Annotated in this window: 10 protein-coding genes; 3 read left to right on the top strand and 7 right to left on the bottom strand. The window is 68.3% G+C overall.

From position 1 onward, the window contains the following. The first annotated feature begins 12 nt into the window (after positions 1-12). On the top strand, positions 13-618 hold the full coding sequence (locus ACFWO8_RS30365; protein WP_378970847.1) for a TetR/AcrR family transcriptional regulator: 606 nt from the start codon (positions 13-15) through the stop codon (positions 616-618). Here ACFWO8_RS30365 and ACFWO8_RS30370 read toward each other — a convergent pair. The 7 genes from ACFWO8_RS30370 to ACFWO8_RS30400 all read right to left on the bottom strand — a co-directional run bounded on the left by ACFWO8_RS30370 (position 591) and on the right by ACFWO8_RS30400 (position 8,086). Further along, positions 591-1,028, bottom strand: coding sequence for an NUDIX domain-containing protein (locus ACFWO8_RS30370; RefSeq protein WP_378970852.1), 438 nt, complete (start codon positions 1,026-1,028; stop codon positions 591-593). The two genes, ACFWO8_RS30365 and ACFWO8_RS30370, sit on opposite strands and share 28 nt — an antisense overlap. Before the next feature lie 42 nt (positions 1,029-1,070). After that, entirely contained in the window at positions 1,071-2,252 is a 1,182-nt protein-coding gene (locus ACFWO8_RS30375; protein ID WP_378970862.1) for a lipid-transfer protein, read from the bottom strand. Further along, on the bottom strand, positions 2,249-2,671 hold the full coding sequence (locus tag ACFWO8_RS30380; protein WP_378970866.1) for a MaoC family dehydratase: 423 nt from the start codon (positions 2,669-2,671) through the stop codon (positions 2,249-2,251). The genes ACFWO8_RS30375 and ACFWO8_RS30380 overlap by 4 nt, the downstream gene beginning before the upstream one ends. Before the next feature lie 88 nt (positions 2,672-2,759). Continuing rightward, positions 2,760-3,713, bottom strand: a complete 954-nt coding sequence (locus tag ACFWO8_RS30385) for a bifunctional MaoC family dehydratase N-terminal/OB-fold nucleic acid binding domain-containing protein (RefSeq protein ID WP_378970882.1) — start codon at positions 3,711-3,713, stop codon at positions 2,760-2,762. Positions 3,714-3,727: 14 nt separating this feature from the next. Continuing rightward, on the bottom strand, positions 3,728-4,891 hold the full coding sequence (locus ACFWO8_RS30390; protein WP_378970891.1) for an acyl-CoA dehydrogenase family protein: 1,164 nt from the start codon (positions 4,889-4,891) through the stop codon (positions 3,728-3,730). After that, a complete protein-coding gene (locus ACFWO8_RS30395; protein ID WP_378970898.1) occupies positions 4,876-5,955 on the bottom strand; it encodes an acyl-CoA dehydrogenase family protein in 1,080 nt (359 codons plus the stop codon). The genes ACFWO8_RS30390 and ACFWO8_RS30395 overlap by 16 nt, the downstream gene beginning before the upstream one ends. A gap of 4 nt (positions 5,956-5,959) precedes the next feature. After that, entirely contained in the window at positions 5,960-8,086 is a 2,127-nt protein-coding gene (locus ACFWO8_RS30400; RefSeq protein WP_378970910.1) for an acyl-CoA dehydrogenase family protein, read from the bottom strand. A gap of 147 nt (positions 8,087-8,233) precedes the next feature. Here ACFWO8_RS30400 and kstR point away from each other — a divergent pair, with 147 nt between their 5' ends. Together kstR and otsB are read left to right on the top strand one after the other, a co-directional pair. Next, entirely contained in the window at positions 8,234-8,848 is a 615-nt protein-coding gene (gene kstR, locus ACFWO8_RS30405) for a cholesterol catabolism transcriptional regulator KstR (RefSeq protein WP_378970926.1), read from the top strand. Positions 8,849-9,191: 343 nt separating this feature from the next. After that, positions 9,192-11,762, top strand: a complete 2,571-nt coding sequence (otsB, locus tag ACFWO8_RS30410) for a trehalose-phosphatase (protein ID WP_378970937.1) — start codon at positions 9,192-9,194, stop codon at positions 11,760-11,762. The last annotated feature ends 167 nt before the right edge of the window (positions 11,763-11,929 follow it).

Below are 11,929 nucleotides of genomic sequence, written 5' to 3' on the forward strand. Positions count from 1 at the left end.
GGAGAGGTGACGATGTCCACAGACCGGCGGGCACAGATCGTGGCGGGCGCCATCGAACTCATCGCGACACGGGGAATCCGCGCGCTCACCCACCGCGCGCTGGACACTCAGCTGGCGTTGCCTCCGGGTTCGACCTCGTACTACTTCCGCACGCGACAGGCCTTGATCGAAGCGGTCGCAGCTGGGATCACTGCCCGGTCGCGCGCGGATTTCCTTGCCGCACAAGCGAACTTCCCGAGCGGGCAGCCCCTGGACCCTGCGCAGGTCGCACGCGATATCGCGACTTGGCTCGATCAGCTACTCAACCATCGCCGCCACGACCTGATCGCCCGGCACGCCTTGATCATCGAGGTGCTCTCCGACCCCGAACTACACGCCCGCCTGGCAGGCAGCCTGTTCTCGCTGGAGCGCGCCACCGATCTGTTCGAGGCGCTCGGCGCCGCCGAACCCCGCGAGTCGGCCCACGATTTCCTCGCGCTGCTGGAAGGACTCGTCTTCGATCGGTTCGCGGGACTGCGCGCGGGATCGTCGGGCGACGTCGATCAGCTCGCCCGGCCGCTGGCCGAGTTTCTCCACAAGTGGCCGCAATATCAGCCGGGCCAACCGAATTCGGAATAGGGAGCGGCCGAATTCAGCGCCGCCAATCCGAGAGCGGAATACTCGATCAGGTCGGCGGGTAATTCACCCAGCGAAAACCACTGCAGTGCATAGCATTTATCGGGTTCACGATTGAAAGGTTCACCGCGCCAATCCTCGGCACGAAAGAACAGGCCGAGCCGGGAGTCACGGCCGGGGGCGGTGACATGGGCGACGTGAAACAGACGCAACGCGGTGGGATCGAGGTCGACCCCGACCTCCTCCGCGGCTTCCCGGACCGCGGCCGTCGCCACCGATTCGCCTGCCTCGAGCTTTCCCGACGGCAGGTGCCAGCGGTGATCGAACTCGTCGCCGCTGCGGCGCAGGCTCAACAGGACCTGGTCACCGCGGATCAGCAGGATGTGCACGTCGACCAGGTGGCGGGGAGTCACCTGGTCGAGCGTACGAGAGGCGCGGCCCGAACGGGCACCGTGTTACGACGTCAGCACCAGCCCGGAGGTGGGGACGCCGGTGCCCGCGGTAACCAGGATGCGTTCCAGGGCGTCTACCTGGTTGACCGAGGTACCGCGGATCTGGCGGACCGCTTCGGCGATGCCGTTCATGCCGTGGATATAGGCCTCACCGAGCTGACCGCCGTGCGTATTGAGCGGAAGGCGGCCGCCGATCTCGATGGCGCCGTCGGCGATGAAGTTCTTGGCTTCCCCGCGGGGGCAGAAGCCCAGTTCCTCGAGCTGCATGAGCACGAACGGGGTGAAGTGGTCGTAGAGGATCGCGGCCTGCATATCGGCGGCGGTCAGGCCACTCTGCGCCCACAGCTGGTCGCCGACGAGACCCATTTCCGGCAGGCCGGTCATGGCGTCGCGGTAGTAGCTGGTCATCACGTACTGGTCGACGGCGCTGCCCTGCGCGCCGGCCGCGATGATCGCGGGGCGCTGCGGGAGGTCGCGGGCGCGTTCGGCACTGGTGACCACGATGGCCACGCCACCATCGGACTCCTGGCAGCAGTCGAGCAGGTGCAGCGGTTCGGCGATCCAGCGCGAATCCTGGTGCTGTTCCAGGGTGATCGGCTTGCCGTAGAAGAAGGCATTGGGGTTCACCGCGGCGTGCTTGCGGTCGGCCACCGCGACGGCGCCGAAGTCGGCGCTGGTCGCGCCGGTGACATGCATATAGCGGCGGGCAACCATCGCGACCTGCGCGGCGGGCGTGCCGAGACCCTGCGGGTAGGCCCAGCCCGCGTCGATCCCCGACGACGTCGGCGCGGCCGCCAGCGCGGGCGAGAACTGGCCGAATCGGGCGCCGGAACGTTCGTTGAACGCGCGATAGGCGACCACGACATCGGCCACACCGGTGGCCACGGCCATGGCGGCCTGCTGCACGGTCGCGCACGCGGCACCGCCGCCATAACCGATGTGGCTGAAGAACTTCAGGCTCGGAATGCCGACCGCCCTGGCCACCGCGGCCTGGGTGTTGGTGTCCATGGTGAAGGTGGTCAGACCATCGACATCGGCGGGAGTGAGACCCGCGTCGGCCAGCGCCGCGCTGACCGCCTCCGCGGCCAGCCGCAGTTCACTGCGGCCGGAATCCTTGGAGAAATCGGTGGCGCCGATGCCGACGATGGCGGCGCGCCCGGACAGGCCAGCGGCTGTGGTGCTCATTTCGCCTCCAGTTCGGGAACGCCGATGACGGCGGTGGCGGTGATGTGCTCACCGAGGCTGTCGCGGCCGCGCACGTCGATGGTGACCCGCGCACCCGCGACTTCGGTGACGGTGCCCGAAAGAGTCAGGGTGTCACCGGAATACAGCGGCACGCCCAACCGCAACGCGATGGACTTCACCAGCGCGGTCGGACCCGCCCAGTCGGTGACGAACCGCTGCACCAGACCGGTGTCGGTGAGGATATTGACGAAGATATCGCTGGAGCCACGCTCGACCGCCTTGTCGCGGTCGTGATGCACATCCTGGAAATCCCGGGTGGCCAGCGCGGTGCTGATCACGAAGGTGGGATCGGCGTGGATCACCAGCTCCGGGAGGACAGCGCCCACTGCGATGGCCGCGGGATCGATAGTCGTTGTCACTAGCAGGTCCTTTCCGGACGGACAGAGCGCGTCGGCATGCCATGACCGCCGACGGTGGACCGCGTTGCGCCTGCGTGGGGTGCGCCGGTCATCGCACGGCCTGCCAGTACGGCAGGACGGTTCCGTCGCCGAGTTTCTCGAAGGCCACGCGGACGGGTACGCCGATGGCGACCTCGGCCGGGTCGATGCCGCGCAGCTCACCGAGCATCCGCACACCCTCGTCGAGTTCGACCAGCGCGACAACGAAGGGCAGCTCGCGTCCTGGCACCTTCGGCGCGTGGTGCACGACGAAGCTGAACACCGTGCCGGTACCGGCGGACACCACATAGTCGGTGGTCTCGGCCTTGTCCTGCCAGAGGGCGGGCACCGGCGGATGCTGCAGGGTGCCGTCGGGCCTGCGCTGGATCCGCAGCTCGCCGATTTCGGTTCCGGCCCAGAAGAATTCGGTGTCCTTGGAGATGACCGGTCCGACCCGACCCTCGGGCGCGAGGGCGATATCGCCTGCGGCCACATCGTCTTTCGCGGCGGGCGCGAATTTCAGGATGCGGAACAGCATTTCGGTGACCACCTCGTCGCCGACCGACCAGGTAGTGGCGAAGGTCAGGAACCAGCCGTCACCGAGCCCGGTTCGCTTGGGCCCCTTGAATTCCGAGAGCCTGCTGGTGACAGTCACCTCCTCGCCCGGCTGGAGGTAACGGTGATAGGTCTGCTCGCAGTTGGTGCCGACGACCGAGGTGTAGCCCGCGTCGTCGAGCAACTGCGTCGCCAGGCCGAGCGGATCGTCGGCGGTGCGCACACCGCGCAGACCGTTCATCGTCCACACCTGCGCCATGGCAGGCGGGGCGACGATGCCCGGATGACCGGCAGCCTTGGCGGCGGCCTCGTCGACGTAGATCGGGTTGGTGTCGCCGATCGCCTCGACCCAGTTGTTGATCATCGGCCGGTTCACCGGATCACGTCCGGCCCGTGGCGCCGATTCGCCCGCGGCCGACAGCTTCGCCAGCGCCTCGGGAACATCTTCGGGGGCAATACCTTCCGGCACGCGCGACTCCTTGCTCATCGGGGGACGCGCGGCAGTTCGAGGCCGGCCGTGGCCACCAGTTCGCGCATGATCTCGTTCACGCCGCCGCCGAAGGTGACGACGACGTTCTGTTTGGTGCGCCGGTCCAGCCACCCCATCAACGCCGCCGTATCCGGCTCGGCCAGATCACCGAAGCGGCCGATGATCTCCTCGACCAGCCGACCGGCCTCCTGCAACGACTCGGTGGAGAAGACCTTGGTGGCCGAGGCGTCGGCGATCACCGCGTTCTGCGCGGCGGTGCTGTCGGCGGCGGCGACCTGCCAGTTCAGCAGCTCGTTGAGCCGCACCATGGTGCGTACCCGGCCGAGCGCGCGGCGAACCTCCGGCTCGCCGAGCAAGCCGTGCTCAGCCGACCAGTCGTGCAGGCGATCGTAGAGTTGCTCGATCTTGCCCGACGGACCGAGACTGACCCGCTCGTGGTTGAGCTGGGTGGTGATCAACCGCCAGCCCTTGTTCTCCTCGCCGACCAGCATCTCCGCGGGCACCCGCACGTCGTCGAAGTAGGTGGCGTTGGTGTGGTGGGCGCCGTCGGCGGTGATGATCGGCGTCCACGAGTAGCCGGGATCCTTGGTATCCACGATCAGGATCGTGATCCCCCGGTGGCGCGACTCGACCGAACCGGTCCGGCAGGCCACCCACACATAGTCGGCTTCGTGCGCGCCGGTGGTGAAGGTCTTCTGCCCGTTGATGATCCAGTCGCCGTTGCTGTCGCGCACGGCGGACGTCCGCAGTGAGGCCAGGTCGGTTCCGGCATCCGGTTCGGAGTAACCGATCGCGAAATGGATGTCACCGGAAAGGATTCCGGGCAGGAACTTCTTCTTCTGCAGATCGGTGCCGTACTTCTGCAAAGTCGGGCCGACCGTCAGCAGCGTCACCAGCGGCAGCGGCACATCGGCGCGGACCGCCTCGTTGAAGAAGATCTGCTGTTCCATCGGACCGAAGCCCTGGCCGCCGAACTCCTTTGGCCAGCCGACACCGAGCCAGCCGTCACGGCCCATCCGGCACACCACTTCGCGGTAAGCGTCGCCGTGCCGGTCGGTGGCCATCGCGGCCGCTTCCGCCGGGCTCACCAGATCGGCGAAATAGGAACGCAATTCGTCGCGCAGTCGCTGTTGCTCGGCGGTCAGATCGATGAACATCTTGCCCCCAGAAGGTCGAGGCGCAGACCGGCGCCACCGAGCAGGCGGACGAGGTCTTTGGCCTGTGAGAAGTAGCGGTGCATCGGGTGGGTGATGTCGGCCCCGAGGCCACCGTGCAGGTGATGACATTTCTGCATCGCGCGCGGCACTTCGGCCGCCGCCCAGTAGGCGAGCACGTCGAGGTCCTCGTCGATCCGGCGCTGACGCTCCGGCGACGAATCATCCTGTGCCAGTGCCCAGCACGCCGACTCGGCGGCGACATGCAGGGTGCGCGAGACCACGTACAGATCCGCGATCTGCTGGGCCACCGCCTGGAACTCGGCCAGCGGCCGACCGAACTGGTGGCGGGTGCGCACGTGTTCGGCGGTCAGCTTCAACGCGCCTGCGAGCAGGCCGTCGGCGACCGCGCCGACGCTCGCCAGGGCGTAGCGGTGCAGCGTGGGCAGCGCGTCGGGCAGCAGCTGGGCGGCCGGGATCTCGACGTCGTCGAGCACGAGCGTCGCCTCCGGGATACCCGCCGAGCCGGCGATCGGCAGGATCTCGATCCCCGGTGCCACCGACTCGACAAGGGCCACACCGGAATCGGTGGGGACCAGGATCCAGCGTGCCTGTTCGGCGTAGATCACACCGACCTTGCGGCCGGTGATCCGCACCGTGTCACCCGCGCGCACCGCGGTGGTGCTCGGCGCGGTGGTGAACGGCGCGCCCGGTTCATTGAGCGCCGCGGTGAGCACGGTGCCCTTGCCGACCTCGGCGAGCACCCGCTCGGCGAGCTCGTCGGACAGCTGCGACAGCAGCGGCAGCACGCCGAACCCGAAGGTCGGCAGCGCGGGCACCGCGACAGCATCCGTTGCCAGCTCCATGAGCAGCGCCGATACCTCCAGCAGGCCCATGCCGTCGCCACCGAACCGCTCGGGTACGGCGACCGCGAGCAGACCGGAGTCGATCAGGCTCGGCCACAATTGCATATCGCGGGCCTGCTCACGTTCGAGCAGGCTCACGACCACCTCGGCTACAGCGTCGGCGCTTTCGTCGCGGTTGAAGTCCACGGCGTCCTCTCTCATCGAGCTAACTGTCCGCGTCGCGCGGCAGACCGAGGATCCGCTCGGCGGCCACGGTCAACAGGATCTGCTCGGTACCACCCGCGATGGAGAGGCAGCGTGTGAGCAGGAATTCTTGCAGGGCGATGTTCTCCATGGCACCGTCACGGCCGTTGAGTTCCAGCTCGAACTCGGCCAGGTCCTGCCGGTGCCGGACGCCGACGAGCTTGCGGACGCTGGCCTGCGGGCCCGCGTCCACGCCGGCCATGGTCGCCACCGCGATCCGCTGTTCCAGCAGGGAACCGGCGACCGAGGAGGTGATCAGGGCACCGAAGCGGTCCTCACGCAGTTCAGATCCCCAGCCACCGCCGGCCGGGAAGCTGTCGAGCAGCGCTTCCAGCGCGCCGCCGATACCACCGCCGCCCATGGCGACCCGTTCGGCCGTCAGGGTGGTGCGCGCGATCTTCCAGCCGTTGTTCAGCGCGCCGACCAGGCCTTCGTCGGGCACGAACACGTCGTCGAGGAAAACCTCGCTGAAGCGTTCCTCACCGGTGATCGTGACCAGCGGGCGCACCTGCACGCCCGCGGCGCGCATGTCGACCAGGAAGTAGCTGATCCCGCGGTGCTTGGCGGCGGTGGGATCGGTGCGGGCCAGGCAGATGCCCCAGTTCGCGATAGTTCCCAGCGACGTCCACACCTTCTGGCCGCGCAGCACCCAGCCACCGTCGACCTTCTCGGCGGTGGTCCGCAGGGCGGCGAGGTCCGAGCCGGCGCCCGGTTCGCTGAACAGCTGGCACCAGGTCACCTCGCCGTGCAGCGACGGCCAGACATAGCGCTCGATCTGCTCGGGCGTGCCGAAACGCAGCAGGGTCGGCACCGCCCAGCCCGCGATCGCCAGGTCGGGGGTCTGCAGATCGGCCTGGCGCAGCTGCTCGCCGATCTGCAGGCAAGTCATCGGATCCGCTTCGCGCCCATATGGTTTCGGCCAATGCGGCATCACGAAACCGCCCTCGACCAGGGCGCGCTGCTGCTGTTCGGGCGTGAGCGCGGCGATGGCGGCGATCTCGGCGGTCAGCGCGGAGTCGCCCGTCGCGTCGCCGAGGACCCGCTCGGCACCGGTGGTGCGCCGCTGACCGGCCCTGGTGAGCTCGGTGACCCTGGCCCGCCAGCGTGCCGAGCCACCGAGCAGCTGGCGCAGCGAGCTCGCCCGGCGCAGGTAGAAGTGCGCGTCATGCTCCCAGGTGAAGCCGATACCGCCGAGCACCTGGATGGCGTCCTTGGCGTTGTCGACCGCGGCGTCCAAGGCCACCGACGCGGCGACAGCGGCGGCGATCGGGAGTTCGTCGCCACCTTCATCGATTGCGGCAGCGGCGTCGGCGGCGACCGCGCGGATCAGTTCGGTGCGGCACAGCATCCAGGCACACAGGTGCTTGATCGCTTGGAAGCTGCCGATGGGTTTGCCGAATTGTTCACGGACACGGGCATATTCGACGGCTGTGCGCAAGCACCAGCCGGCCACGCCCGCCAGTTCCGACACCGCGAGTGCCACGAACAGATCGGTGACATCGGCGGTGGGCGCGAAGCCGTGCTCAGCGGGAACCGCCACCTCGGTGGCGCTCACCCGCGCCAGCGGCACGGTGTGGTCGCCCTGCGACAGCAGCGTAATCGTCACCGCCGCAGCCGGAATCAGCAGCCAGCGGGTGCCGTCGACGGTGTCGGCGGGCACCAGGACCTGCGTATCGGCATCGGCGCCGTAGACGACATCCCACGTGCCGGTGACACTCCAGCCGGCATCGGTGGGAGCCGCCTTCGCCGCCTGCTCGTCGCCGGGCACCGCGACCGCGCACGGGGCACCCTCGGCGAGCGCGCCCTTGGTGATCAGTCCGGCCAGCGCGGTCGCCAGTACCGGACCGCCGACCAAGTCGTCGCCGGTCTGCTCGAGCATGACAGCGAGGTCCGCGACCGTGCCGCCGAGCCCGCCATTGTCCTCGGACAGGGCGACTTCGAACAGCCCGAACTCGCCGAGCGCGGGCCAGTAGTCGCGCCAGGCGCCCGAACCGCCTGCCCGCATTGTTTCAATCGGCGCGACCGAACTCGCCCAGCCCCGCAGCGACGCCGCGACGGCTTTGTGCTCGTCAGTGGTGGCGATGGTCACAAGAAGATCCGCCTTTCCGGCGTGGTTACCACTCCTAGAACATGTTCTAATATCTAGGCCGGGCATAAGTCAAGAGCGCTACACTCGCTCCACGTTTTTCGCTCGGCGCGGCCGACGAAATTTCACCGAAGCGAAAGGGTTTCCACGATGGACAGGCCTGCACCAACGCCCACCGTGACAACGCTGTCCGAGGAAGAGCTCAGCTCCGGCGCGCAACGCGACCGGCGCAAGCGCATCCTCGACGCCACCCTCGCGCTGGCCTCCAAGGGCGGCTACGACGCCGTGCAGATGCGCGCAGTCGCCGAACGCGCCGATGTCGCCGTCGGCACCCTGTACCGCTACTTCCCGTCCAAGGTGCACCTGCTCGTCTCGGCGCTGGCCAGGGAATTCGAGACGTTCGAGGGCAAGCGCAGGCCGCTGCCCGGCGATGGCCCCTCCGAGCGGATGCACGGCCTGCTCACCCAGATAACCCGGATGATGCAGCGCGACCCCCTACTCACCGAGGCCATGACGCGCGCGTTCATGTTCGCCGACGCCTCGGCCGCCACGGAGGTCGCCCGGGTCGGCAAGGTGATGGACCGGGTCTTCGCCCGCGCGATGAGCGACGGCGAACCCGACGAACGTCAGCTCGCGATCGCCCGCGTCATCTCCGATGTGTGGCTGTCGAACCTGGTGGCCTGGCTCACCCGGCGAGCCTCCGCGACCGATGTAACGGAACGGCTCGAGCTCACCGTCGACCTGTTGCTGGGCAATCGCGGATAACCCAGCAACCCGGCAATTCGTACTGCCGCATCATCACAAATCACCCATAGCTGTTGACACACGTCGGCTGTGCGTCTTCCAGTAGGAAGATGCATAGCCGACGTCGCATATGCGAAACAGCGCATCTACCGGCCCCGCGCGCCTTGCCGGGCCGCCATACGCCCGGTGAGCTCGACAGATCCGGCGGGCGACGGCAGGCCGCCGGTCCGGAATTTGCCGTAAGGTCGCGAGCAAACGAACGGGGATCGTGCGCACAACCCGCCGCGCCGCTCGCGCGGCAAAATTGACGCAGTATTGTTTTTCGCGCCCCCTGATCAACTCCTCCCATCACTAGGTTGGATGCGTGAGCGCACAGGAACTGCCCTTGGATGTCCGCCGTGCACTGGCGTCGGTTGCGCGCGTGCCACGGCTCTTGGTTGCCTCGGACTACGACGGGACAATCGCCCCGATCGTGTCCGACCCGTCGAAAGCGTTTCCCCAACGGGAATCGGTGAGCGCGTTACGCGCGCTGGCGGGGTTGTCGAACACTACCGCGGCGGTGATTTCCGGCAGAGCGCTACGCGATCTGGCCGCACTGTCGCGCCTGCCGGTCGAGGTGCAGCTGATCGGAAGTCACGGCTCGGAATTCGACGTCGGCTTCGTGCACGCGATCGACAATGACGCCAAACAGCTACTGACGGAGATCAATTCAGCGTTCTCCAAGATCGCCGCCGAGAACCCGGGCGTAACCGTCGAGATGAAGCCGGCCAGCGCCGCGCTGCACGTGCGTAACGCCAGCCCTGAAATCGGCAGGCGCGCACTGACCTCCGTGCGCCAGGGCCCGGCTTGCTGGGTGGGCGTGCAGGTGACCGAGGGCAAGGCGGTGATCGAGCTCGCGGTGATCCCGACCGACAAGGGCACCGCGCTCGACACCATCCGTCATCAGGAAAGCGCTTCCGCCGCAGTGTTCTTCGGCGACGACGTCACCGACGAGAAGGCGTTCCGGGTGCTGTCGGGACCCGATGTGGGCATCAAGGTCGGCGAGGGCGAGACCATCGCCAAGCTGCACGTGGACTCCACCGAAGACGTGGCGCGCGCGCTGGCGTTCCTGGTCGAGGAGCGGCGCACCTGGCTGGCCGGGGCGAGCGCACCGCGGATCGAGCGGCTGAGCATGCTCGCCAGCCCGCGCTCGGTCGCACTGCTCACCCCTGACGCGACGGTCACCTGGTTCTGCCACCCCGAGCCGGATTCGGCGGCGGTGTTCGCGCACCTGCTCGGCGGCGCGGCGGCCGGGCACTTCACAGTGGCACCCGAACGCCAGAGCCTGCCGCTGTCGCAGCGGTACGTAGACGGCACGATGACGGTCGAAACACGGTGGGCCAGTTTGCAAGTGGCCGACTACCTGCCGCACGACGTCGCCCCCGATCGCACCGACCTGACCAGGGTGATCACCGGCACCGCGAAGGCCGTCGTCACCTTCGCGCCGCAGCCGGAGTTCGGTCAGGTGCCGGTGCGAATGGAGGCTGTGCGCAACGGGATTCAGGTCAGCGGCACCAACGATCCGATGGTGCTGCGCTCCCCCGGTGTGGTGTGGGAGATCCGGTCCGACGGCACCAACGAGCAGGCGCGCGCGGTGGTCGATCCGTCGCTCGGGCCAGTCGTGCTCGAATTGCGCTGCGGGACGGCCGATCTCGCACCCTCGATGACGCCGGAGCCGCAACGCCGACAGCTCGCCGAGCAGTACTGGTCACAGTGGGCGGCCGGGTTGCAGTTGCCGCCGCTCAAGCCGGATCTGATGAAGCGGTCGGCGCTGACGCTGCGCGGTCTGGTACATCGCCCGTCCGGGTCGATCCTGGCCGCGGCCACTACCTCGCTGCCCGAGGACATCGGCGGCGTACGCAACTGGGACTACCGCTACTGCTGGCTGCGTGACGCGTCGCTGACCGCGCAGGCGCTGGTGACCCTCGGCTCGCTCACCGAGGCCGACGAATTCCTCGGCTGGGTGCACAAGGTGCTCGACACCCTTCCGGGGCCCGAGCGCCTGCACCCGCTGTACACGATCTACGGCGAGACCCTGCCGCCCGAAGCCGTGATCGACGCGCTGCCCGGCTATGCCGGGTCGCGGCCGGTGCGGGTGGGCAACGCGGCCAATATGCAGGTGCAACTCGACGTGTTCGGGCCGATCGTCGACCTGATCACCTCGATGTCACACGAACGCGAGCGTCAGGGCATCACCTCCCCGGCCAAGGCCCTGCCGGACGCCGACTGGGAACTGGTGTCCGCGATGGTGTCGGCGGTGCAGCGGCGCTGGACCGAACCCGACCACGGCATCTGGGAGATCCGCGGCAATCCGCGCCACCACGTGTACTCGAAGGTGATGGGCTGGCTCACCATCGACCGCGCACTGACCCTGGCCGAGCGCTTCGATCGCCCCGCCGACCCCGACTGGGTGACGCTGCGCGACACGATCGCCGACGAGGTGAAGGCGAAGGGCTGGAACGACGAGGTCCAGTCCTACACCGCCGCCTACGACGGCACCGATCTGGACGCGGCCACCCTGCACATCGGCCTGAGCGGCCTGATCGACCCCGCCGACCCCCGCTTCGCCGCGACGGTGGTGGCCACCGAGGCCGAGCTGCGCAGTGGTGCGACGGTGTACCGCTACCACCACGACGACGGCCTGCCCGGCGGCGAAGGTGGCTTCCACCTGTGTGCCGCCTGGCTGGTGGAGGCCTACCTGCTGATCGGCAGGCGCTCCGATGCCGAGGCACTCTTCGCCCAGCTCGTAGCGGCGGCGGGCCCCACCGGCCTGCTCAGCGAGGAATACGACCCCGTCGCCGAGCGTTCCCTCGGTAATCACCCCCAGGCTTACAGCCACCTGGGCCTGCTGCGCTGCGCTCAGCTACTGAGCCAGCCGGTCAACGCCCTCGTGTAACCGACCAACCAGCACTCACCACCATCCACACCGCACACCCCAAATCCGCCATGGCACTACCACCCCACCGCGCACCCCAAGACCGCCATGACCGCACTCCCAACCCCGCACCCGCGACCCCTGGGGAGCGGCGGCCACGAAGTGGCCGGTCCGCGGCCGGGTCGCCG

Origin of the sequence: Nocardia sp. NPDC058480, assembly GCF_042720495.1 — a bacterium.
Taxonomy (GTDB): domain Bacteria; phylum Actinomycetota; class Actinomycetes; order Mycobacteriales; family Mycobacteriaceae; genus Nocardia.

Bases quoted from the DNA above. Each gene is read 5' to 3' on its own strand.
- ACFWO8_RS30375 (WP_378970862.1), bottom strand. From the start codon at position 2,252: ATGAGCACCACAGCCGCTGGCCTGTCCGGGCGCGCCGCCATCGTCGGC.
- kstR (WP_378970926.1), top strand. From the start codon at position 8,234: ATGGACAGGCCTGCACCAACGCCCACCGTGACAACGCTGTCCGAGGAA.
- ACFWO8_RS30390 (WP_378970891.1), bottom strand. From the start codon at position 4,891: ATGTTCATCGATCTGACCGCCGAGCAACAGCGACTGCGCGACGAATTG.
- ACFWO8_RS30365 (WP_378970847.1), top strand. From the start codon at position 13: ATGTCCACAGACCGGCGGGCACAGATCGTGGCGGGCGCCATCGAACTC.
- ACFWO8_RS30395 (WP_378970898.1), bottom strand. From the start codon at position 5,955: ATGAGAGAGGACGCCGTGGACTTCAACCGCGACGAAAGCGCCGACGCT.